Origin of the sequence: Nucisporomicrobium flavum (assembly GCF_016464385.1) — a bacterium.
GTDB lineage: Bacteria > Actinomycetota > Actinomycetes > Mycobacteriales > Micromonosporaceae > Actinoplanes > Actinoplanes flavus_A.
This window is the reverse complement of the sequence record NZ_JADMLH010000007.1, coordinates 40,265-61,735: the sequence shown is the minus strand read 5'-3', so window position 1 is coordinate 61,735 and position 21,471 is coordinate 40,265. Positions and strand designations below refer to the sequence as shown.

The window sequence follows — 21,471 nt, the reverse complement described above, 5'->3', positions numbered from 1 at the left end:
GGACGCTGCGACCGCGCTCCGCGGCCATGCCCTGTCCGGGACCGCTCGCGGGCGGTCAGGGGAGACGCCAGCGCTGACCGGTCGCGCCCGTACAGCCGGTGACCCGGGACCAGGCGCCCGGGCGGGAGCCGTCCGCGGGGTCGGTGAGGCAGCCGCCGGTCGCCAGGTTGACCAGGGACTGGTTCGGTCCGGCCCGCCACTGCGCCGCCCGGCGGCCGTCGCACCCGGTGATGTGCACGCCGGCATCCGGTACGACCTGCGCGCACATGCCCATGACACGCAGCGTGCCGTCGGCGGCGAGGGTCCACAGCTGGGCGGCCGTACGGTTGCACTCGTACACCTGGATGTGGTTGTCGTCGACCGGGATGGCGCCGTTGAGGTCGAGGCAGAGCCCGCCGGCGCCGGTGACCGTGCCGGTGCGGGCGCTGGCGGGCGCGGGGGAGAGGGTCGCCGCCGGGCTCGACGCGCGCGGGGCCGGCGCGAAACCGGCCGGCGCGGAGGTCGCCGACCGCGATGACGGGGTGGTCGCGGCGCTGCTGGGAGGCGGCGCCGCGCTGCTGCTGGTGGTGGGGGCCGACGTACGCAGGGCCGGCGGAGCGGGCGCCTCCCCACGGGCCGGCGGGCTGCTCGCCGCGGGCGCAGTGGCAGCCGACGTCCCGTACGGCGGCAGGCTCACGTCGACGATCGCCTGCGGGGTGGCGCCGGAGCCCGGCCGCAGCGCCGAGTACACGCCGAACGCCGCCACGGCGACCAGCAGCAGAGCGACAGCCGCCACGACCATCGCGAGTCGGCGGCGCCTCGGGGGAACGGCGGGCTCGGCCGGCGCGGGTGAACCGGGGTCGGCGGGCAGATCCGTGGACGGGGGTGGCTCGGCGGCCGTCTCCGGCCAGGTCTCCGCCGAAGTGCGCGGGGCCGGCGCCGCGGTCCCGCCGAGGATGTACGGACGGACCAGCAGCGGCTCGCCCTCCCCGGGAGCCTGCCGCGCGCTGTCGTCCGTGTCCGCCATTCCCGCCCAACTGCCCCGTGCCCGACGATGATCCCCCGGCACGGTACCCCGCCGTCGGCCTCCGCATTCAACGCCCGAACGGTCAAGATCGAGTTCCGTCCCGGCGCCGCTCCCGCTCGGCCGGTCGGGCGGCGCGGTCTCGCGCGGCGGGTTGGCGGCGCGGTCCCGCTCGGCCGGTCGCGCGGCGGGTCCCGCTCGGCCGGTCGCGCGGCGGGTCCCGCTCGGCCGGTCGCGCGGCGTGGCGGCGTGCGGCGCGGTCCCCGCGGGCCGGGCCGGCGGCGTCGTGATCAGGGGTAGCAAACGGGGAGCGGTGGCGGGCGGTCCTTGGGCGGGCGTCCGAATTGCCGACTTGTGGGGCACCTGCCCTCGGAAGGCTCTCTCATGCCGCTTCCCCTGCGTCTGCTCGCTGCCGGCATCACCGGCCTGGTGCTCGCCGCAACCGCCGCGATCCCCGCCTCGGCCGGCACCGCAACCGCCGCGATCCCCGCGTCGACCGACACCGCGACCGGCGGCGGGGCCGCGACCGGCGGCGGGGCCGCGACCGGCGGCGGGGCCGCGACCGGCGGCGGGGCCGCGACCGGCGGCGGGGCCGCGACCGGCAGTGGGACCGCGACCGGCACCGGGACCGCGACCGGCAGGGCGACGGCGACCGCTGCCGCGCGCCGGTCCGCCACGACCAGCGCCGTCGAGGCCCGCCGGGTCGGTCGCGTGGCGACGCCGAAGCTCCGCTGGTACGCCTGCTACGGCTGGGCCCAGTGCGCCACGGCCCGCCTCCCGCTCGACTACGACGACCCGTACGGCGCCCAGACCACCGTCGCCCTGCTGCGGGTGCGGGCCACGGACCGGCAGAACCGGATCGGCAGCCTGTTCGTGAACCCGGGCGGGCCCGGCGCGTCCGCCACCTCGTTCGCGCTCATGTCGCCGATGGTGCTCAGCGACGAGCTGCTGCGCCGCTTCGACATCGTCGGCATGGACCCGCGGGGGATCGGCGCCAGCGACGCGGTCGCCTGCTTCGCCGACCCGGGCCGGCAGGCCGCCGCGCTGAGGGGCATGAACGTCGCGTTCCCGGTCGGTGCCCGGGAGACCGCCGCGTACCTGCGGAGCGCGCGGAAGCTGGCGGCCGGGTGCTCGACCACCGGACGTTCCCTGGCCGGGGCGATGTCGACGGCCGAGGTCGCTCGTGACATGGATGTGATGCGCCGGGCCGTGGGGGACCGGAGGCTCAGCTACCTCGGGTTCAGCTACGGCACCGCGCTGGGGCAGTACTACGCGGCCATGTTCCCGGACCGGTTCCGGGTCGTCGCGGTCGACGGCGTGATCAACCCGCGGTCGTGGGCCGGTTCGGCGCGGACCCGGCACGTCATCCAGGACGAGCGGCTGCACTCGGCCGAGGGCGCGGAGCGGGCCCTGCAGCGGATCCTCACCCTGTGCGATCGGGCCGGCGAGACCCGGTGCGCGTTCGCCGCGGGCGATCCGGTGCAGCGTTTCGGGATTCTGGTACGCCGCCTGAAGGCGAAGCCGGTCACCGTCGAGGGCACGCGGATCACGTACGCGACCTTCATCGGCGAGGTGCTCGGCGCCCTGTACGGCGACGACGCCGCGGAACGGGTGACCGCCATGGCGAGCGAACTGTGGACCCTGACGTCGACACCGTCGTCGCTTCTCGGGCGGGCCGGGCGGGGATTCCCGTACGACAACTCGATCGACGCGTACGCCTCGGTCATGTGCACCGACGGCCGGCACCCCGCGCACACGGCGTCCTGGCCGGCGAAGGTCGCGAAGGCGGACAGGCGCGCGCCGTACTTCGGCCGCGCGTGGGCCTGGGCGAGCGCGCCCTGCGCCGGGGACATCTGGACGGTACGCGACGAGGACGCCTGGTCCGGCCCGTTCAACCGGCCGACGCGCAACACCGTCCTGGTGGTCGGCAGCTACTGGGACCCGGCCACGAACTACTCGCAGGCGGTGAGCTCGTCCCGGCTGCTCGCCGACGCCCGCCTGCTCAGCAGCGACAACTTCGGGCACACCGCGTACGGGACCTCGCCGTGCGTGACCGCGGCGATGGACCGCTATCTGCTGGCGAAGACCCTGCCCGCCGCCGGTACGGTGTGCCGCGCCGAGCAGCCGTTCACCGCGCCGCTCGACGACGTCACGGACGCGGCGGCCGGGCTCGACCTGGCCACCGCCACGAAGGCGGAGATCGTCGCGCACGGCCTGCCCGCTGAGGGCGCCCCGAAGCAGCGGCCGCCCGTGGGCCACGGGCCCTTCTGAACCCGCGGCCCACGAAAGGATCAGCACTTCCGGAAAGGGTCAGCGCTTCCAGAAGGGCTTGCGTTCCGGAGCCGCCGGACCGAACGCCTCGAGGACCTGCCGGGCGTCCGACCACTGCGCCGCGAGGTCGCCGGGCTCGCGCAGCCGCGCCACGAGCTCGAGCAGCGGCTTCACCTCCTGTGCCGGCAGGCCCTCCAGCACGGCGGCGAGCCGGGTGGCCAGGTCGGCGAGCAGGTCGCGGCGCTCGGCGGCCGGCCGGCCCTCGGCGTCGCGCAGCCGGCGCGCCTCGACCGCCACCAGCGCGGCCAGGTCCTTCATGGTCAGTCCGGAGCTGGTCGGCGCGGCCATCTTGCGGTTGCTGCCGCGCGGCATCATCCCGGACGGTACGGCCGCGAACGGCTGCGGACCGGTACGCGCCTGGGCCCGTGCCGGGGCGAAGGACGGCGCGAACGACGGGGCACCAGCGGCCGGCGGTGCCATCGGGGCAGCCCCGGCGGCGAGGAACTGCGGAGGCTGGGCCGAACCGAACATGTCCCACCCGGACGGCGACTCGACGGGCTGGGTCACGCGCCGGCGCTGCCCGCCCTCGTTGACCACGCGGCTGTCCACCGCCACGAACGCGGTGAACCGGCACAGCACCCCGTACTTGAGGGACGTGGCGACGATCTCCTGTTCGAGAGTGTGGTCGCCGGCCGCGTACCGGTCCTCGAGCTCGCGCAGCCGGGCCCGCGCCCACTGCGCGGTGACCGCCGGCTCGTCCTGCCGCTCGACCGGCACGTCGAGGGTGAACTCGGCGTCGTCGCGGGTACGCCCCCGCACGGTGAGCGAGGCAGGCGCCGTGCCGGTCCAGCGGCCGAACACCACGAGCGGCACGCCGGGGAAGATCGACTGTGGCCGGCCGGGCTCGACGCCGCCCACGGTCACGTCGGTGACCAGCGGCGCGCCGATGCGGCGGTGGATCTGCTCCATCGCCTCGTCCAGGCGGTCCTCGCTCTCCACCAGCTCGCACCGCCCGGCGCCGAGCGCGGCCAGCCGGCCCAGGAAGCCGGCGTTGACCGCCCGGTCGATGCCGACCGTGTGCAGGCGGGTGGGACCGATCAGCGAGGTGACCTCGGCGAGGATCTGGTCCTCGTTGCCCACCTGGCCGTCGGTGACGAGCACGAGCACCCGGTCGCGGTCGTCGTCGCCGCCCGCGGAGGAGCCGGCGAGCAGTGACAGCCCCTGCCGCAGCGGCGCGAGCAGCTCGGTGCCGCCGCGGGCGTCGGCGCGGGCCAGGTGCTCGACCGCACGGAAGCGGTGCCGGTCCGTCGCCTCGGACAGCCCCTCGCCCAGCTCGGCCGGGTGGTCGATCTGGTGGTCGAAGGTCAGCACGGCGAACCGGTCGGCCGTGGTGAGCGTGTCCACGACCCGGGCGGCCGCGCGCCGGGCGGCGACCATCTTCCAGCCGCCCATGCTGCCCGAGCGGTCCAGCAGCAGCACGACGTCCTTGGGGCGGGCCGGGCCCTCACGCGGTTCCGGCGGCACCACGACCAGCTGGTACGTCCCCTCGGCGCCGTCGGTGCCCGGGTCCGGCACGACCACCGCGCCCGAGCCGTCGCCCGCGTACGGCAGGCGCAGCACGAAGTCACGGTCGGCCCGCTCGCCCGGGGCGATCTCCACGTGCCCCTCACGGCTGGTGACCGTGTGCAGGCTGGAGCGGACGCCGTCCAGGGGGAGCCCGGCGGGGTCGATGTCGACGCCGATGGACAGCCGCAGCGGGTTCGGGAACCCGGGCAGCAGCACCGGGGGAGTGATCCGGGAGGCGTCGGGTACGGCGTCGGTGTCGCGGGCCTGCCCGTCGCCGGCGGGCGCGTCGGGCAGCGGCGTACCCGGGATGTAGCGGGGCGCGACCACCAGCGGGAACCGGAACGTCGCCGCGCCGTCCTCCCACGGCAGCGGCCCCGCGAGGGTGAGCTCGACGACCACGCGCTCACCGGGCGGGATGTTGCCCACCCGCATGGTGAAGACGTCGGGACGTTCCTCCTCGGCGATGGACGCCCGCTGACCGGCCTCGATCGCGCGGTCGTACGCCTCCCGGGCCGCCGCGCGTTCCTGCAGCTCGGCCTCGACCGTACGCCCGGCCGCGGTCATGGTCATCGCGGTGACGGCGGCCCGGTCGGGCAGCGGGAAGACGTACGTGGCCTCCAGCGCCGTGTCGTGCGCGTTGACGAACTCGGTCGTCACGGTGGTCCGGGCGACGAGCCCGCTGATCCGGGTACGGACGTCGAGCCGGTCCAGGGGCAGGTTGCCGCGGTCGGTGTGCAGGGCGCCCATGCCGGCGTCGGGCAGGATCCGGATGCGGCCGAGCTCCGCCGGCTCCATCGGGGTGACGGACAGGGTCATGAGGGGCTCCCATCATCGGTGTGCGGTCCGGGGCCGGCGTCCAGCAGACCCCGGGCGGCGAGCAGGCTCAGCAGCGGTTGTGCCGCGGCGGCGACGGCGGCGCGGTCGTCGGCTGACGGGCGTACGGGAAGGATCAGGATCGCCCCGCCGCCCAGCGCGACCGCCCCGACCTCCGGGGCCGGCGAGGCGGTGGGCCGATCGCCGGGCGGGGCAGCCGCCGGTGCGGGCGCGGTGGTCCAGAACCGGGGCCGTGCGGGCGGCTGTGGCCCGGGCGGCTCGGTGGCCAGCAGCTCCTGCGGGACCCGCGCGACCGTGGCCAACTCCTCGTCGGGGGCGCCGGCGAGCTCGGCCTGGATGGCGGCCAGCGAATGGCCCTGGGCCTGCCGGCGCTTGAGCGCGACGAGCTGCAGGAGATGCCGCCTGCCGTAGAGCGCGGTGCGCCCGCGCATCGCCGCCGGCCGGTCGACCAGTCCGGTGGTCGTGTACCACCGCACGGCCCGGCGGTCGGGAACGTCGCGGACCCGGCCGTTGGGCGCGCCGGGGTATTCGGCGGCCAGCGCGCCGCGTACCCGCTCGAGAAGCTCGTCCATCGTCCACACGCCGCAATACTGACACTGTCACAATGACAGTGTCAACTACGGAACTTTTCTTCACTTCGCGAGCCGGTGGCCGATCGGGTCGACATGACGGACGCGAAGATCGACGAGGCGGAGCGCGACGCGGCGTTCGCGGCCACGGTGGCGCGCCACCCCGACGCCTTCGTCCTGGCGGTGAGCCCGGCCGGTCTCTTCGCGGACCTGCCCGCCTCCTTCGACCCCGGACGCCTGCGCCCGGTCACCGGCCCGCGCTCCGCGCTCGACCTGGTCGTCCCCGACGACCACCCCGTGGTCATCGACGCCTGGCACACCTTCCTCGGCCGTGGCCTCGCGCAGTGCCGGGTGCACGCGCTCTCCGCCCCGGATCAGCTGGTGGAGCTGCAGATGATCGACCTGAGCCACCGGTACGGCGTACCGATGGTGCTGCTCACCGGCCTGGACGGGCACCCCGCGCACCTGCCGCTGGAACACCAGGCGATCAAGCCGCGGCTGGTCACCGTACGGAAGAACTCGAACGCCGTGATCCTCGGCGCCGACCCGGAGATCGTCCGCGTGCTCGGCTGGAGCGCCGACGAGCTGATCGGCACGCGCGCGGTCGACCTCGTGCACCCCGACGATCGGGTACGCGCCATCGCCAGCTGGATGGACATGCTCGCCTCCCCGAGCGGCGAGGCCCGCCGGGTGCGCCTGCGCCACCTGCACCGCGACGGGTCCGTGGTCTGGTTCGAGGTCACCAACCACAACCAGTTCACCGCCCCCGGCGTCGGCGAGGTGATGGCCGAGATGCTCGACATCTCCGACGAGATGGCCGCCCAGGAGGCCCTGCGCGCGGGCGAGCAGCTGATGCGGCGGCTCACCGAGACCATCCCGATGGGCATCGTGCAGATCGGCACCGACCGGCGGATCGCGTACCAGAACGAGCGGGCCGCCCGGGCCATCGGCGCGGGCGCCGGCGAGCTGCTCGACGGCCCGCTGCTGGACCGCATCCTGCCCGGCGACCGGCCGGCCATCGACGCCGCGATCGACGCCGTGCTGCGCGAGGGCCGCGACGTCGACGCCGAGTACGGCTACCGCAGCGAGCAGCGGGGCCTGCGCCGGGTCCGCGCCGGCCTGCGCGCCCTGAACGGCCCGGACGGCGAGGTCACCGGCGCGATCATCTGCATCACCGACGTCACGGACGACGTCCGGCTGCGCGACGAGCTCAAGCAGCGTGCCACGTACGACGCGCTCACAAGCTGCCGCAACCGCGCCTCCACCCTCACCGCGCTGCAGGAGGCGCTCGACGACCCCGGCCGTACCCGTGGCACCGCCGTGATCTTCATCGACCTCAACAAGTTCAAGCAGGTCAACGACGCGTACGGGCACGCGACCGGGGACCGCCTCCTCACCCACGTGGCGTCCCGGCTGCGCGGCGCGGTCCGCGACGGCGACGTGGTGGGGCGCTTCGGCGGCGACGAGTTCGTGGTGATCTGCCCGGACGTGCCGGGCGCGGCCGAGGCCCGGCACATCGGCCAGGGCCTGGTCGCGGCGCTGGTCACCGGCGGCCTGGAGGTCGCCGGGGAGCGGCTCCTGCCGCAGGCCAGCATCGGTGTCGCCTGGGCGGGCGGCGAGACCTGCGCGGACACGCTGATCGCCCGGGCCGACGCGGCGATGTACGAGGCGAAGAAGTCCCGTACCGGGCGGCTGGCCCTCGCGCTGGCCGACTGAGCCGCGGACCCGGTCAGGTGCGGCGCAGCACCGACACGACGCGGCCAAGGATCGTGGCCCGGTCACCGTCGATCGGTTCGTACGCCGGGTTGCGCGGCTCGAGCAGCACGTGCCCGCCGCGGCGCCGGAACACCTTGACCGTCGCCTCGTCGTCGATCATCGCCGCCACGATGTCACCGTTGTACGCCTCCGGCTGCTGCCGGACGACGACGATGTCCCCGTCGCAGATCGCCGCGTCGATCATGGAATCGCCCTGCACCCGGAGGCAGAACAGGGTTCCCCGCCCGACCAGGTCGCGCGGCAGCGTCAGCGTCTCCTCGGCCGTCTCCTCCGCCAGGATGGGGCTGCCCGCGGCGATGGCGCCCAGCAGCGGCACGCCCACGGTCGCCGGGTCCCGCACCTCGCGGGCCTCGGTCTCGAGGAACATGCGCACGTCGACCGGCCTGGTCACGCTGCGCCCGCGGCGCAGGAAGCCGTACTCCTCCAGGGCGCGCAGGTGCCGGCTCACCGACGAGGTGGAGGCCAGGCCGATCGCGTCGGCGATGTCGCGGGTGGACGGTGAGTAGCCGTACCGCACCGCCCAGTCCCGGATGACCCCGAGGATCTCTCGCTGCCGGTCGGTCAGCACGGACGTGTCGAAATCCTCGCTCAGAAGCATCCCATGATCTTCGCCGACGGGTACGGCGTGCCGCGATCAGGCTCGCCGTCACGGCCGGGGACGCCGGTTCACCTCATCGTGTGGAACCGGTGCCGATCCGGGATATCCGTGATCACCGGCGGGCACTGAACGCGACAAGACGGTCCGGCCGGCCGAACTGGGACGACAGCCAAGGAGATCATCATGACCGCCACGCACTCGACCTCCGCCTCCGCGTACGACACCGGGTTCCGTGACACCGCACGCGACCACCGCGACCTGCACCACCACGGGGACGAGACCAAGCCGTCCTGGAAAACCACCGAGCTGTTCGTCTACCTCGCCGCGGTGGCCGGTGTGCTGATCGCCTCGCAGACGGTCGGCGACGGCGCGGCGAACAACGGCGCCGACTACTTCGCCGCGGACAAGGCGTGGTGGTACATCACCCTGCTCACGATCGGCTACCTGCTCAGCCGTGGCCTCGCGAAGGCGGGCAGCCGTACCCGATAAGGGACCCCCAGCATTGCAGGGCGTGCCGGCTTCCCCCGCCGGCACGCCCGCCCTGGGACCGGAGATCGGCGTGGGCATCGCCGTACGTTCGCCTCCCGTTCGCCCGCGCGCGGCATCGTCGGGCCACGCCTTCGATGACACGGCCTGCCGCGGCCGTCCTCGGTCAGGCCACCGGATCAGCGCCGGCGGCCGCTTCGTCTCCTTCGCCTCCGTCGCCCCGAATACGGCCGGGAACTGACCGCAACGGCTGCCACGCTCGGGGGCATGACCCTGCTTCCAGAGCAGTCCGTGCCCGGTGGCGGTGCGGCGCTGAACCCGTTCGTCATCGTGGACGACGCCGCCGGCTTCGTGACCTTCGTCAGTGACGTCTTCGGCGTACCCGAAACGGCCGAGGCCCGTACCCCCATGCCGGACGGCAAGCTCATCCATGCCCAGCTACGGCTCGGCTCGGTGGACCTGATGGTCGCCGACCGCCTCGACGGCTGGCCGGCCCGCCCGGCCCTGCTCCAGGTCTGGGTCCGCGACGTCGCCGAGGTCCTGCACCGCGCGGCCGGCAGCGGCGCCACGACGATCACCGAACCGACCCCGTTCTACGGCGAGTGCACGCTCGGCAGAATGCTCGACCCCTGGCAGACCATCTGGTGGCTGTGGTCCCCGGCGCCCGGCCAGCCCGACCCGGTGCCCCAGTGGAAGGGCGGCTCGGACGTGGTCTTCGCCACGCTCGACGCCTCCCTGCGTTCCCTGGCCGGCCGCTGAACCGTGGCATGCTGGATCCCGAGTCCGTGCTCACGGGCTCCCGGACGAGGGGTGCCGTACCCGGCGAGCGACAAGACGGCCCGCGGAGGTCGTCATGTCCTGGCTCGTCCTGGTCCTCTCCGGCATGCTCGAGGCGGTCTGGGCGGCCGCGCTCGACCGGTCCCAGGGATTCAGCCGGCTCGTCCCGTCCGTCGTGTTCGCCGTCGCGCTGGTCGCGAGCATGGCCGGCCTGGCGTACGCGATGCGCGACCTGCCGGTCGGCACGGCCTACGCGGTCTGGGTGGGCATCGGCGCGGTCCTGACCATCGGGTACGCGATGAGCACCGGGCAGGAGCCGGTCTCGGCCCTGAAACTGCTGTTCCTGGCCATGATCGTGGGCGGGGTCGTGGGGCTGAAGCTGGTGCACTGACCGGGCTCCCGGAAAGTGTCGTACCCCGGGGGCATCATGACGGCATGGCTGAGCCCGCTGCCCCGATTCCCCGGCCGCGACTGGAGTTGTCGCTGCTGGAGGCCCGCACGCGGTTCGTACAGCTGGCGCGGCTGGCGAACCTGACCCGGCAGAGCACGATCGTGACCGAGGGCGGGCGGCCGGTGGCGGCCATCGTGCCGGTCGACGCCGCGCTGGGTGCTACCGCCTCATCCGGCTCGGCCGGAGGCGCTTCCGCTTCGCCGGCCGCGCCCGCTCCTTCCTTGCCTGCCGCATCCCCTTCTTCTTCCTCATCTGCCGCGCCCGCTTCGGATGGGCCGGCCGCGTCCGCCTCTCCTCTCCTGAGTGGCCCGGTTTCTGCTTTGCCGGCAGGCTCCGCTTCTTCTTCGCCGGGTGGGTCCGGTGGGCCGAGCGGTTCCGGTTCGGCGGCCGGCGGGTCCGCGGCCGGGTGGTTGCGGCGGATCGAGACGCTCCGGGCGGACCTGCAGCGCCAGCACCGGGCGCTGGAGACCGCCCTCGAGGAGGCGTGGCGCGAGCTCGACCGGGTCCGGCCGCCCGGCTCCGACCCCGGCGTCGACGCACTGCGTCTCGCCCATTCCGATGTCCGCCGACGTCCGTGAGGTGATCCCTTGGTGAAGACGATCGACGCCGGAGTGCTCACCGTCGGCTACCTGGACGACGGTCCGGGCGACGGCTGGCCCGTGCTGCTCTCCCACGGCTTCCCGTATGACGTGCACGCCTACGACGAGGTGGTGCCACGGCTGACGGCGCGCGGGGCCCGGGTCGTCCGGCCGTACCTGCGCGGGTTCGGCCCGACGCGCTTCCGGTCCGCCGGCACCGCGCGCAGCGGTCAGCAGGCCGCGCTCGGCTCCGACCTCGTGGCGCTGCTCGACGCCCTGCGGTGGGAGACCGCGATCGTCGCCGGCTACGACTGGGGCGGGCTCGCCTCGTGCGTCGCGACGGCGCTGTGGCCCGAACGCATCGCCGGCCTGGTCTCGATGGCGAGCTACGACATCCTCGACATCGACCGCCTCCGGCACGCCCACGATCCGGCGCTCGAACACGTCATCTGGTACCAGCACCTCTTCCAAACCGAACGCGGCCGTGAATGCCTCGCCGCGAGCCGTCGCGACCTGTGCCGCATGCTCTGGCGGCAATGGTCCCCGAGCTGGCGCCCGGACGAGGCGACGTTCGCGCGCTCGGCTGCGTCGTTCGACAATCCTGACTTCGTGGACGTGGTCGTGCATGCGTACCGGCATTCCTTCGGGCTGGCGTCCGGCGACCCGGCCTACGAGGACTTGGAGAAACGACTGGCGGGCCGGCCACCCATCACGGTCCCGGCGGTGACGCTGGACGGCACCCAAGACCCGCTGAAGCCGGGCGGCACAGCCGACCACGCGGAGATGTTCACGGCCCGCCACGAGCACCGGGCGGTCGAGGTGGGCCACAACCTGCCGCAGGAGGCCCCCGCCGCCTTCGCCGACGCGATCCTCACCGTCCGCGAATGGCTCCACGCCGCCGACCGAACGTGACCGACAGCCGCGGCGGTCGCGGGGCGTGGCCGGTGCACTGGGCACGGCGTTTCCGGCCGTGGCCGGTCGGGTGCTCGGACGCGGCGTTGCCTTGCGTGGCCGGTCGGCGCGGGCCTGCGTGTGGTTTGCCTCGTTTCGCCGCGTGCGTGAGGTCGGCGTCATCGCGAGCTCGGCGGCCGCGGGGATGAGGCCGGTTCCGGAACCGTCGCAGGTCATGGCCTCGGGTTCCGGGCCGCGATACGGTGCCGTGGTCGATCGTGGAACGGGGGCGCCATGAATGACCGGATCCGTCGCGGCCGGGTCGCCACGTCGGTGACGTTCCTGCTGTTCGGTACGGCGCTCGGCGTGTGGACGGCGCGTATCCCGGCCGTGAAGCACAACCTCGGGCTCAGCGACGGCCGGCTCAGCTACGCGTTGCTGTCGTTCGCGGCCGGGTGCATCCTCGGGATGGCGGTGCTCGGGCGGCTCACCGACCGGTTCGGCAGTTCGCGGGTCATGGTTCCGGCGGCGGTGCTCGAAGGGCTGCTGCTGGTGCCGCCCGGGTTCAGCGGCGGGCTGGGAACGCTCTGCGCAGCGTTGTTCCTGTTCGGTGCGGCGCACGGGACGCTCAACATCGCGATGAACGCCAACGCCATCGAGGTGCAGCGGGCGTGGGGACGGCCGATCATGTCGTCGTTCCATGCCATCTACAGCGTCGGCGGGTTCCTGGGGGCCGTTGCCGGGAGCCTGTTCGCACACGGCGGGGCCGGAGTCGGCGTCACGTTCCTCACTGTCGGGGCCGGAGTACTGGCACTGGCGGTGTGGGCCTCGCTGTGGGTGCTCTCCAGCGAGTACGGCCCGGAGGCGGCCGACGCGACGCCGGGTGGGGACGAGCCGGCGCGCCGGTCGGGGCTGCTGATCTTCCTGGGCGTTCTCGTGCTGTGCGCCCTGGTGGGGGAGGGGGCCGCGGCCGACTGGAGCGCCGTGTACCTGCGGGACGACCTGGGGGCGAGCGCCGGCTCCGCCGCGTACGGGTTCGCCGCTTTCTCGATCATGATGACGGTGGGCCGGGTCTTCGGCGACCGGCTGGTGCTCGCTTTCGGCCCCGTCACGCTGGTACGGCTCAGCGGCGGCCTGGCGGCCGCCGGGCTCGGCGTGGCCCTGCTGATCCACCACCCGGTCGCCGGGATGGCCGGGTTCGGGCTGCTCGGCGCGGGCCTGTCCGGCATCGCCCCGCAGGTCTACTCGGCTGCGGGCAACCTGGACCCCAGGCGCGCCGGCCGGGCGCTGTCCACGGTGGTCAGCATCGGGTACGTCGGCTTCCTGCTCGGACCGATTCTGATCGGTGCGGCGGCGACCGTGGCCGGGCTGCCGTCGGCGCTGTGGATCCCGGTCGTCCTGGCCGTGTTCGTGGCAGCCAGCGCCCGAGCGATGGCACCCCCGAGAAGCCCCGCCGAAACCGCCACGATCAGCTGAGCGCTCGGCATGGCGGTGAGGGTCCGGGCGTCGGCGCTGAGCGCGGCGCCGCGGTCAGTCAAGCGCGTGCCGCAAGGCGGTGAGGGTCGGGCGGCGATACGCGCGGCCCGCGGTCAGCCGAGCGCGCGCCGCAGTGCGGCGACATCGAAGCCGGCGGCGGTGAGCAGCTGGGCAGCCCGCGACGGCGGCGGGACGGCCAGGAGATCGTGGACCAGGGCGAGCGTGTCCGGATACCGCACCGCGAGCATCCGGCGCGACAGCCGTTCCCCGACGGGGTCTCCGCGATCATCCGGCCCGGCGGCGTTCCCGCGATCATCCGGCCGGGCGGCGTCTCCGCGATCATCCGGCCGGGCGGCCCGGAGCCGTTCGTAGGTCACCCCGGCGGCCTGGAGCGACGCCGCGCCCCGCAAGCGGGGGTCGTCGGGGTCGACGAGGTAAGGCAGCCGCTGCGCGACCTCGTACGTGGCGGCCACGGCGAGCAGGAGGTCCGCGCTGTCCGGCCCGCCCGGTCCCGACGGCGTGCTGTGGGCCTGTTCCGCCGCCTCCAGCCTGATCCATTGCAGGGGGTGGCGACCGTAATTGATCCGTACGGCGATCGCGAATGCCGTCATCGGCCGCCGCCAGCCCGGTGAGCGGAAGGCGGACCGGCCGATCAGCCTGTCCCGGACCTGGCGCAGCGCCGGGTCCACGTCGTCGCGCACGGCCGGGGTCCGGCCCGCGGCGAGGTCCGCGTACAGGTCCGCGGCCGGGATGCCGCAGGTCGCCAGCAGTTCCGTCGCGCGGTTGCCCGGGTCCTCGAGGAGGGCGAGCAGGACGTCGGCGGGGGTGCAGACCGTCCGCACGGTGGCCGCACGGTGCAGGGCTTCCGCCGCTGCCGGGGTGAAGCGTACGGGGGTGCCACCGTCCGCGATCACAATGTCGTGCGGGCCGGTCGGGCCCGCGCCGGTCGGGCCCGCGCCGGTCGGGCCCGCGCCGGTCGGGCCCACGCCGGCCGGGCCCACGCCGGCCGGGCCCACGCCGGTCAGGTCCGCGGAGGTCCAGCGGCCGAGCAGCCTGTCGTTGACGGTGAGCGCGACCGTGCGGGTGAGGCCGGCCGCCGCGAGCGGGCCGCGGGTGGCGTCGAGGTTGGTCAGGGCGATCAGCAGGTGGTTCGTGCCGAGCGCCTCGTCGTCGTCGGCGCGCAGGAACGCGGCGGCGACCATCAGGCGGATGCCGGGGTCGCCGGGGAACACGTCGGTGCGGGAGGTGGACACCCGCTCATTCTGCGAACGGCGCGGCCTGCGGCACATCCGGCCGCGGACGGGGTTTGCGGGGCGCTGGGTTCAATCTTCGGTATACCGCCGCCCGGAGGACCGGCGGGCGGACCAGGGGGCAGGGCGCCCAGATGATCGTCGACCCGCCGGCCTGGTCCCGACCCGCACGGCCCGCCGCGTTCTTGACCGCGACGGCGCCGGCCTCCGGACCAGCCTGATCCTGCACCTCAACGGGCACGCGGGATGAAACGGATCATGCTAGGTTCGCGGCGCCCGTCCCGACCACATAGGAGACTGCTATGCAGCATGCCCGGTTCCTCCGGCGTACGGCCATCGGCGCCGCACTTGCCACCCTCGCAACGGTGCTGCCCCCGGTTGCCGCCCAAGCCGCCGCTGTCACATCGTTCAGTGCCTATGGCTGGAGCGGTGCCATGGATGGATTCTCCGAGGGCAGCTTCACCTGGTACAACCGCACGACCTATGTCAGCGGCGACGTGTACGAGGGAGATTTTGACGGCCACGTCACGGTCTACTTCGAGGCATTCGCCAACGACACGAAGGTCGGCCCCACGGAGCACCGCACGGCCACAACGTATGCCGGCCTCCACTTCGGATTCACCATCGGCGATACCGACAGGCCGGGTGGAATCAACAACATCAGGGTCACCGTTTGCAACGAGCCCGAACACATCTGCGGAAACCGGCGCAGGTTCAACAGGCCGTAGCAGTCCAGCCCGCACTCTGCGGGCTTCGGAACCAGGGCAGGCAACGGGCAAGACCCCGCGGGGGCGGGGAGGTGCTTAGTGCAGATTCCCCGCCGCCAGGCCGCTCTGCACCTGCCGGTGGAACGCCACGTACCCGAGCAGCACCGGCAGCATCGCGATCGTCATGCCGGCGAACAGGCCGCTGTAGTCCCCGCGGTAGCCCTCATTGACGGCGAGCGCGGTGAGCCCCTGGGCCAGTACCCAGCGCCGTTCCGCGCCCTCGCCCTGCATGAGCACGATCGGCAGGACGTACTGGTTCCATTGGAACAGGAACGTGAAGATGGCGACGCTGACCAGCCCGGGCCGGGCCATCGGCAGCATCACGCGGAAGAACAGGCGGTAGTCGCCGCAGCCGTCCACCATCGCGGCTTCGGCGACCGTGGCGGGCAGCGTACGGAAGAAGGCCGTCAGGAAGAAGACCGTGAAGGGCAGCGAGTACGCGGCGTACACGAGGATCAGCCCCGGGAGCGTGCCCAGCAGGCCCAGGTCGCGTACGACGAAGAACAGCGGCACGAGCGCGAGGAAGACGGGGAACATCATGCCGCCGGTGAACGCGAGGTGGACGATGCGGCGGCCCGGGAACCGGTAGCGGGCCAGGACGTACGCGGCCATCGCGCCGAGGATCATCGTCAGGGTCAGGGCTCCCGTCACGACGATCGCGCTGTTGAGGAAGTAGCGGCCGATGTGGGCGTCGTCCCAGGCCCGGGCCCAGTTCTCGGGGCGGGGGCGGGACGGCAGGCCCCACGGGTCGGTGAGGATCTCGTTGTCGGTCTTGAACGAGCTCAGCACCGCCCACAGCAGCGGCAGCGTGGTGAGCAGCGCCCATCCGGCCAGGAAGCCGTGGGACAGCACGGGGATCACGCGCCCGGGGCGGGGCGGGACGGTCATCTACGTCTCCGGCCGGTCGCGGCGGGTGACGCGCAGGAACAGCGCCGCGACCGACAGCGTCAGGAAGAACATCGCGACGCCCATCGTGGACGCGTACCCGAATTGGGCGTCGGCGAAGGCGGTCTTGTAGAGCCGCAGCCCCGCGACGTCGGAGGAGAAGCCGGGGCCGCCGTCGGTGATGATCTGCACGACGGCGAAGGCGTCGATCGCCACGATCGCGAGGTAGACCCACGCGACCTGGACGGTGTCCCACAGCAGCGGGACGGTGACCCGGAACAGCGTGGTGGCGCGGGTGGCGCCGTCCAGCAGTGCCGCCTCGTAGATGTCGCGGGGGATGGCTTGCATCGCCGCGCCGAACAGCACGACGTAGAAGCCGGCGTTGCTCCACAGCAGCACGAGCGCGACGCACCAGAACGAGAACCGCGGGTCGCCGAGCCACGGCCGGGCCAGCGCATCCAGTCCCACGGCGCGCAGCACACCGTTGAGCAGACCGCTGGTCGGCGCGTAGATCTGCTTCCACAGCACGCCGATGACGGCCACGGACAGCACCTGCGGGAAGAAGTAGACGATCCGGTAGAGGGCGGCGCCGCGGACGCCGTGCACGCCGGCGCGGTCCCGGCGGCCGCCGACGCTGAGCATGGAGGCCAGGAACAGGCCGAGCAGGATCGTCGCCGGCGGCAGCAGCAGGAGCAGCAGTGCGTTGTGCCCCAGCGCGTTCCAGAACAGGCCGTCGCCGGCCAGCCGGCGGACGTTGGCCAGGCCCACGAAGTCGTACTGCGGGGTGAGGCCGCGCCAGTCGGTGGCCGCGATGGGAAAGGCCTGCGCGTACGGCGACAGCACGAAGACGCCGTACAGCAGCAGCGGCGGTCCGAGGAACGTGGCGACGAACAGCCGCTTGCCACGCACCGTCAGGCCCGCTTGTACTTCTTGATCGACGGGTCCTTCGCGATGTCGTCGGCCGCCTTCTGGCACCGGTCCACCCACCCGGCCGCGTCGATGCGCCGGGCGAACAGGTCGGCCGTGGCGGCGTTGACGAAGGTGCGTTCGAGCTTGCGGTAGTACGACGGGTACAGCCAGGTGAAGGTCTGCGCCCCGGGGGCGGTCATCATCCGGGTGACCGAGGTGAGGCCGGGCGCCAGGTCGAGGCCGGCGCTCGCCCCGGCGACGCAGCTGAGGCTGCCGGCCGTACGGGTGAAGCCGGCGGCGCCCTCGCGGGACAGCATGACGCGCAGGTACTCGAGGCCGCCGCGGAGGTTCTTCGCCTTGGCGGGCACCACGAACGACTCGCTGCCGGCGCCCCGGAACGCCGCGTACGGCAGCTTGTCGCCGGTGGTGAGGCTGGGCGTGGGCGCGACGGTCATCCGGAAGTCCGGCGGGGTGACGGCCTTCTGCTCGTTCTCCAGCCACGAGCCGCAGAAGATGAGGGCGGCGTGGCCACGGCACCACTCCGTCTGGGCCTGGATGTGGTCCATGCCCTCGGCGCCGGCCTGCACGTACCCGTCGACCGCCAGCTGCCGGTAGGCGTCCACGGCCGTGCGGACCGCGTCGTGACGCCACGCGCCCGGTTCCAGGTTGTCGATCGCCTTGAGCACCTCCACGCCGCCGAGCTTCGCCGCGGACGCCAGGATCGGCCAGCTCATGTAGCGGGCGTGCACGCCGGGGTAGGTCCAGGGCGCGATGCCGGCCGCCTTGATCTGCCGGCACAGCGCGATCATGCCGTCCCAGGTGGTCGGGTACTGCCAGCCGCGGTCGGCGAAGAGCTTCTCCGAATACCACGTCCCGAACGCCGAGTACGCGTAGTTCAGCGCGAGGAACCTGCCGTCGTACGATCCGGCGTCGACGATGCCCGGCAGCAGCGTGTCCCGGACGGCCACCTTCGGGTCGTCGAGGCTCGGCGCCGCGAGCAGCTCGCCGAGGTCGGCCAGCGCCCCCTGGGAGACCAGCGCGTTGAAGTCGATCTGGTTGCCGCCGGAGTTGTCCAGCACGTCCGGCGGGGTGCCGGCCACGAACCGCGGCTGCAGCGTCTCGGCGATCTGCTGGGTGGCCGAGTGCTTGATCTGCGCCCCCGGGTGCCGTTCCCGGTACAGCGCCTCGTGGGCCTTGGCGTACTCCTCACCGAAGCCGCCGTTGAAGATGACGACCTCCAGCGGGGCGTCCGCCGCGCCCCTGTTCCCGCCGTCGTCGTCGTCGCTGTCGCCGCCCAGCGCGCAGCCGGTGAGGGCGCCCGTGCCGGCGAGGGCACCGAGGGCGGCCGCGCCGTGCAGCAGACGGCGCCGGCTGATCGTCTGTGCCATGGCGTACCCCTGCCTCGAGGAATATCAACTTATGTCCATGGGTCGCCCCGTAGGATGAAGGTTTCCTTCGGCACATTCAAGTGTCGTGAAACTAATTGCCAACGCCGGAGCACGCGAGTACGTTCGGTCGTCATGCGGATGCGTCCGATCGCCTCGTTCGTCGCGTTGGTCCTGACCGCGTCCGGGACGGCGATCCCGGACGGTCCGGCCGCCGCGGGCCCCGCGTCGTCCGAGGTGGATCGCCTGCTGGCCGGCATGACGCTGCCGGAGAAGGTCGGGCAGCTGTTCACCGCGTACGCGTACGGCTCGGACGCCACCGCGCCGTCCACCACGGACGCAGCCGCCAACCGCTCCCTCTACGGAGTGGACACCCCGGCCGAGGTCGTCGCCAAATACCACCTCGGCGGCGTCATCTACTTCACCTGGACGAACAGCCTGCAGTCGCCGCGCCAGCTCGTCACGCTCGCCAACGGGCTGCAGGCGGCGGCGACCGGCAGCGGCGCCCGCATCCCGGTGATGATCTCCACCGACCAGGAACACGGCGTCGTGTCCCGGATGCCGGCGCCCGCCACGCAGTTCCCCGGCGGCATGGCGCTGGGCGCCGGGCGCTCGGCGCGCGACGCGTACCGCGCCGGCCGGGTCACCGGCGCCGAACTGGGCGCGGTCGGCATCGGCCAGGCCTGGGCCCCGGTCGCCGACGTCAACGTCAACCCCGCCAACCCCGTCATCGGCGTACGGTCCTTCGGCAGCGACCCCGCGCTGGCCGCCGCCCTCACCACCGCCCAGATCGAGGGGTTCCAGCGCGGCTCGAACACGTCCGCGGCCGCCAAGCACTTCCCCGGCCACGGCGACACGAGCACCGACAGCCACACCGGGCTGCCCGTCATCACGCACACCCGCGAGCAGTGGTCGCGCATCGACGCCCCGCCGTTCCGGGCCGCCGTCGCCGCGGGCGTCGACGCCGTGATGACCGCGCACATCGTGGTCCCCGCGCTCGACCCGTCCGGCGACCCCGCCACGCTGTCCGCGCCCATCATCACCGGCCTGCTGCGCGGCGAGCTCGGCTACCGCGGCGTGGTCGTGACCGACTCCCTCGAGATGGCCGGCGTCCGCGAGAAGTACGGCGACGACCGCGTGCCCGTGCTCGCCCTCAAAGCCGGCGCCGACATGCTGCTGATGCCGCCCAACCTGGACGTGGCGGTGAACGCGGTGCTCGGCGCCGTCGCCTCCGGGGAGCTCACCGAGGAGCGCATCGACCAGTCCGTACGCCGCATCCTGACCCTCAAGCACAAGCGTGGCCTGCTGTCGTGGACGCCCCTCGACCCGGCCGCCGCCGAGCGCGCCGTCGGCAGTCCCGCGCACCTGCGGGTGGCCGGCGACGTCACCGACCGTACGGTCACGGCGATCCGCAACGACGCGGGTCTGCTGCCCCTGCGAGGCGTCAAGTCCGTCCTGGTCACCGGCTGGAGCTCGAGCACCCAGCGCACCGTGCCGGTCCTCGCCGACTCGCTGGCCGCTCGGGGGGTCAGCGCGTCGGCGCTCGTCACCGGCCTGCCCACCGACGCCCAGATCGCCGAGGCGGTCGCCGCGGCGGGCCGGCACGAGGTGACCGTGGTGCTCACGTCGCGGGCGTGGGAGACCGCGACCGTCGATCCGGGCGCCCGCCAGCAGGCGCTCGTGCGGGCCCTGATCGCCACCGGCCGCCCCGTCGTGGTGGTCGCCGTGCGGGACCCGTACGACATCGCGTACCTGCCGGGGGTCAGCACGTACCTGGCCACGTACAGCTTCACGGGCGTGGCCATGCAGTCGCTGGCCCGGGTGCTGCTCGGTGAGCTCCCGCCGCGGGGCCGGCTGCCGGTCGCGATCCCGGTGGCCGGTGACCCGTCGCGGGAGCTGTACCCGTTCGGCCACGGGCTGACGTGGCGGACGCGGTGAGCCGGACCCGCCGGAGCGGACTGCCGACGGCGACGGGGGAGCGTCGTCAGCCGCTCCGGCGCCGGCGCCGATCGTGACCGGTCAGCCGGGCGTGCACGGCGGCCGGCACCCGGTCCCCGGTGAGCCGGGCCAGGGCGAGCACCGCCGCGCCGCCCGCGCCGTCGAGCGCCTCGCGGGGTGGCGTACCGGTCCGCTCCCCGACGCCGGCCCGCACGAGCCGGGCGACCGGGCCGGGGGAGAGCAGCACCGAGCCGGCCAGCACCACGTCCCCGGCGTACGGCCCGACGGTGTCGAAGGTGTGCAGCAGCTTCGCGGCCGCGGCGGCGCAGATCCGCTGCGCCACGGCGTCGCCGGCGTCCGCGGCGGCGCTCACCGCCGGTGCCAGGCCGCCCAGCGCCGCCGGTGGCCGGGCGAAACCCGCTGCGACCAGGTGCTGCGCGAGGTCGTCCCCGGCGGGCCGGTCCACGTCCGCCCACCGGCAGGCCGCCGCCAGCAGCGCGGTCGGTTCGCCGCGCCCGTCCACAGCCGCCACGGCCGCCCGCATCGCCCGCAGCCCGATCCAGACCGCCGAGCCCTCGTCGCCGAGCAGCCACCCGTAGCCGTCGCAGCGGCGGCTCAGCGTGCCACCGGAGAAGGCGGCCGCGAGCGCCCCGGTGCCGGAGAGCAGCAGTACACCGCCGGGTTCGGGGGTGCCCGCCACGAAAGCGACCTCCAGGTCGGTCACCGTCACGACCTCGCCGCCCGCACCCACCGCCGCCCAGGCCCGCGCCGCCGCCGTGCGGAACGCCTCGCGTCCCGCGCCGGCCGCGCCCGCGCCGCCGAACACCCCGGTCCGGATCTCCGCCGGATCCACGGTGGACAGCGCCGTTCGCAGCGCCGCTGCGAGCGCCCCGGCCGCGTCGCCGCCGCTGCTGTTGACGTTGGCGCCGCCGGCCGCACCCCGGCCGACCACCACGCCGTCCGGCGTCGCGACCACACATCGGGTCGACGTGGCCCCCGCGTCCACCCCCACCACCAGACCCCGGCCCATAGTCCGGTGACCGTACCCCCATCCCCCGAAG

19 protein-coding genes and 1 riboswitch are annotated in these 21,471 nt (G+C 73.9%); of the genes, 10 read left to right on the top strand and 9 right to left on the bottom strand.

Features of this window, described 5'->3' with window-relative positions:
- Positions 1 to 55 precede the first annotated feature (55 nt).
- Positions 56 to 1,006 (bottom strand): ricin-type beta-trefoil lectin domain protein, encoded by a 951-nt coding sequence (locus tag IT780_RS18320; RefSeq protein ID WP_199512814.1) that lies wholly within the window; start codon positions 1,004 to 1,006, stop codon positions 56 to 58.
- Positions 1,007 to 1,387: 381 nt separating this feature from the next.
- On the opposite strand from IT780_RS18320, the gene IT780_RS18315 reads away from it, so the two are divergent.
- The gene (locus IT780_RS18315; RefSeq protein ID WP_199512813.1) at positions 1,388 to 3,274 is read left to right on the top strand and encodes an alpha/beta fold hydrolase; all 1,887 of its coding nucleotides are present in this window, start codon (positions 1,388 to 1,390) and stop codon (positions 3,272 to 3,274) included.
- A gap of 39 nt (positions 3,275 to 3,313) precedes the next feature.
- On the opposite strand, the gene IT780_RS18310 is transcribed toward IT780_RS18315, so the two are convergent.
- Together IT780_RS18310 and IT780_RS18305 are read right to left on the bottom strand one after the other, a co-directional pair.
- Positions 3,314 to 5,656, bottom strand: coding sequence for a VIT domain-containing protein (locus tag IT780_RS18310; protein ID WP_199512812.1), 2,343 nt, complete (start codon positions 5,654 to 5,656; stop codon positions 3,314 to 3,316).
- The gene (locus IT780_RS18305; protein ID WP_233413064.1) at positions 5,653 to 6,246 is read right to left on the bottom strand and encodes a MerR family transcriptional regulator; all 594 of its coding nucleotides are present in this window, start codon (positions 6,244 to 6,246) and stop codon (positions 5,653 to 5,655) included. Before IT780_RS18305 ends, IT780_RS18310 begins: the two co-directional genes overlap by 4 nt.
- A 93-nt stretch (positions 6,247 to 6,339) precedes the next feature.
- Between IT780_RS18305 and IT780_RS18300 the strand changes: the two genes are divergently transcribed.
- A complete protein-coding gene (locus IT780_RS18300) occupies positions 6,340 to 7,959 on the top strand; it encodes a sensor domain-containing diguanylate cyclase (RefSeq protein WP_199512810.1) in 1,620 nt (539 codons plus the stop codon).
- Between the two features lie 13 nt (positions 7,960 to 7,972).
- Here the strand turns inward: IT780_RS18300 and lexA are convergent, their stop codons facing one another.
- Positions 7,973 to 8,617, bottom strand: coding sequence for a transcriptional repressor LexA (gene lexA / locus IT780_RS18295; protein ID WP_199512809.1), 645 nt, complete (start codon positions 8,615 to 8,617; stop codon positions 7,973 to 7,975).
- Between the two features lie 183 nt (positions 8,618 to 8,800).
- Between lexA and IT780_RS18290 the strand changes: the two genes are divergently transcribed.
- The 6 genes from IT780_RS18290 (at position 8,801) to IT780_RS18265 (ending at position 13,276) form a co-directional block, all read left to right on the top strand.
- Positions 8,801 to 9,106 (top strand): hypothetical protein, encoded by a 306-nt coding sequence (locus IT780_RS18290; protein WP_233413063.1) that lies wholly within the window; start codon positions 8,801 to 8,803, stop codon positions 9,104 to 9,106.
- Between the two features lie 264 nt (positions 9,107 to 9,370).
- Positions 9,371 to 9,862, top strand: a complete 492-nt coding sequence (locus tag IT780_RS18285) for a VOC family protein (protein WP_199512808.1) — start codon at positions 9,371 to 9,373, stop codon at positions 9,860 to 9,862.
- A gap of 17 nt (positions 9,863 to 9,879) precedes the next feature.
- A riboswitch (guanidine-III (ykkC-III) riboswitch) is annotated at positions 9,880 to 9,947 on the top strand.
- Between the two features lie 9 nt (positions 9,948 to 9,956).
- Positions 9,957 to 10,271: a DMT family transporter gene (locus tag IT780_RS18280; protein ID WP_199512807.1), complete on the top strand. Its 315-nt coding sequence runs from the start codon at positions 9,957 to 9,959 to the stop codon at positions 10,269 to 10,271.
- Between the two features lie 86 nt (positions 10,272 to 10,357).
- Positions 10,358 to 10,909 (top strand): hypothetical protein, encoded by a 552-nt coding sequence (locus tag IT780_RS18275; protein WP_233413062.1) that lies wholly within the window; start codon positions 10,358 to 10,360, stop codon positions 10,907 to 10,909.
- A 12-nt stretch (positions 10,910 to 10,921) separates the two neighbouring features.
- Positions 10,922 to 11,821, top strand: a complete 900-nt coding sequence (locus tag IT780_RS18270) for an alpha/beta fold hydrolase (RefSeq protein ID WP_199512805.1) — start codon at positions 10,922 to 10,924, stop codon at positions 11,819 to 11,821.
- Between the two features lie 273 nt (positions 11,822 to 12,094).
- Complete coding sequence (locus IT780_RS18265; RefSeq protein WP_199512804.1) at positions 12,095 to 13,276, top strand: MFS transporter; 1,182 nt, start codon at positions 12,095 to 12,097, stop codon at positions 13,274 to 13,276.
- A 113-nt stretch (positions 13,277 to 13,389) separates the two neighbouring features.
- On the opposite strand, the gene IT780_RS18260 is transcribed toward IT780_RS18265, so the two are convergent.
- On the bottom strand, positions 13,390 to 14,529 hold the full coding sequence (locus IT780_RS18260; RefSeq protein WP_199512803.1) for a Clp protease N-terminal domain-containing protein: 1,140 nt from the start codon (positions 14,527 to 14,529) through the stop codon (positions 13,390 to 13,392).
- Positions 14,530 to 14,828: 299 nt separating this feature from the next.
- Here IT780_RS18260 and IT780_RS18255 point away from each other — a divergent pair, with 299 nt between their 5' ends.
- The gene (locus IT780_RS18255) at positions 14,829 to 15,254 is read left to right on the top strand and encodes a hypothetical protein (RefSeq protein WP_199512802.1); all 426 of its coding nucleotides are present in this window, start codon (positions 14,829 to 14,831) and stop codon (positions 15,252 to 15,254) included.
- A 75-nt stretch (positions 15,255 to 15,329) separates the two neighbouring features.
- Here the strand turns inward: IT780_RS18255 and IT780_RS18250 are convergent, their stop codons facing one another.
- Genes IT780_RS18250 through ngcE form a run of 3 tightly spaced genes read right to left on the bottom strand, consistent with a single transcriptional unit; the run spans position 15,330 to position 18,475 of the window.
- Positions 15,330 to 16,181, bottom strand: coding sequence for a carbohydrate ABC transporter permease (locus IT780_RS18250; RefSeq protein WP_199512801.1), 852 nt, complete (start codon positions 16,179 to 16,181; stop codon positions 15,330 to 15,332).
- On the bottom strand, positions 16,182 to 17,087 hold the full coding sequence (locus IT780_RS18245; protein WP_199512800.1) for a carbohydrate ABC transporter permease: 906 nt from the start codon (positions 17,085 to 17,087) through the stop codon (positions 16,182 to 16,184).
- Between the two features lie 2 nt (positions 17,088 to 17,089).
- Entirely contained in the window at positions 17,090 to 18,475 is a 1,386-nt protein-coding gene (gene ngcE / locus IT780_RS18240) for an N-acetylglucosamine/diacetylchitobiose ABC transporter substrate-binding protein (RefSeq protein WP_199512799.1), read from the bottom strand.
- Positions 18,476 to 18,607: 132 nt separating this feature from the next.
- On the opposite strand from ngcE, the gene IT780_RS18235 reads away from it, so the two are divergent.
- Positions 18,608 to 20,410 carry a glycoside hydrolase family 3 protein gene (locus IT780_RS18235; protein WP_199512798.1) on the top strand — a complete coding sequence of 601 codons (1,803 nt, stop codon included), beginning with the start codon at positions 18,608 to 18,610 and terminating at the stop codon, positions 20,408 to 20,410.
- Positions 20,411 to 20,456: 46 nt separating this feature from the next.
- On the opposite strand, the gene IT780_RS18230 is transcribed toward IT780_RS18235, so the two are convergent.
- On the bottom strand, positions 20,457 to 21,440 hold the full coding sequence (locus IT780_RS18230; RefSeq protein ID WP_199512797.1) for a BadF/BadG/BcrA/BcrD ATPase family protein: 984 nt from the start codon (positions 21,438 to 21,440) through the stop codon (positions 20,457 to 20,459).
- Positions 21,441 to 21,471: the final 31 nt, after the last annotated feature.

Excerpts from the sequence above, each read along its gene's own strand:
- IT780_RS18250 (WP_199512801.1), bottom strand. The coding sequence starts at position 16,181 with ATGACCGTCCCGCCCCGCCCCGGGCGCGTGATCCCCGTGCTGTCCCAC.
- IT780_RS18315 (WP_199512813.1), top strand. The coding sequence starts at position 1,388 with ATGCCGCTTCCCCTGCGTCTGCTCGCTGCCGGCATCACCGGCCTGGTG.
- IT780_RS18235 (WP_199512798.1), top strand. The coding sequence starts at position 18,608 with ATGCGGATGCGTCCGATCGCCTCGTTCGTCGCGTTGGTCCTGACCGCG.
- ngcE (WP_199512799.1), bottom strand. The coding sequence starts at position 18,475 with ATGGCACAGACGATCAGCCGGCGCCGTCTGCTGCACGGCGCGGCCGCC.
- IT780_RS18265 (WP_199512804.1), top strand. The coding sequence starts at position 12,095 with ATGAATGACCGGATCCGTCGCGGCCGGGTCGCCACGTCGGTGACGTTC.
- IT780_RS18255 (WP_199512802.1), top strand. The coding sequence starts at position 14,829 with ATGCAGCATGCCCGGTTCCTCCGGCGTACGGCCATCGGCGCCGCACTT.
- IT780_RS18230 (WP_199512797.1), bottom strand. The coding sequence starts at position 21,440 with ATGGGCCGGGGTCTGGTGGTGGGGGTGGACGCGGGGGCCACGTCGACC.
- IT780_RS18320 (WP_199512814.1), bottom strand. The coding sequence starts at position 1,006 with ATGGCGGACACGGACGACAGCGCGCGGCAGGCTCCCGGGGAGGGCGAG.
- IT780_RS18290 (WP_233413063.1), top strand. The coding sequence starts at position 8,801 with ATGACCGCCACGCACTCGACCTCCGCCTCCGCGTACGACACCGGGTTC.
- IT780_RS18305 (WP_233413064.1), bottom strand. The coding sequence starts at position 6,246 with ATGGACGAGCTTCTCGAGCGGGTACGCGGCGCGCTGGCCGCCGAATAC.
- lexA (WP_199512809.1), bottom strand. The coding sequence starts at position 8,617 with ATGCTTCTGAGCGAGGATTTCGACACGTCCGTGCTGACCGACCGGCAG.
- IT780_RS18310 (WP_199512812.1), bottom strand. The coding sequence starts at position 5,656 with ATGACCCTGTCCGTCACCCCGATGGAGCCGGCGGAGCTCGGCCGCATC.
- IT780_RS18285 (WP_199512808.1), top strand. The coding sequence starts at position 9,371 with ATGACCCTGCTTCCAGAGCAGTCCGTGCCCGGTGGCGGTGCGGCGCTG.
- IT780_RS18300 (WP_199512810.1), top strand. The coding sequence starts at position 6,340 with ATGACGGACGCGAAGATCGACGAGGCGGAGCGCGACGCGGCGTTCGCG.
- IT780_RS18280 (WP_199512807.1), top strand. The coding sequence starts at position 9,957 with ATGTCCTGGCTCGTCCTGGTCCTCTCCGGCATGCTCGAGGCGGTCTGG.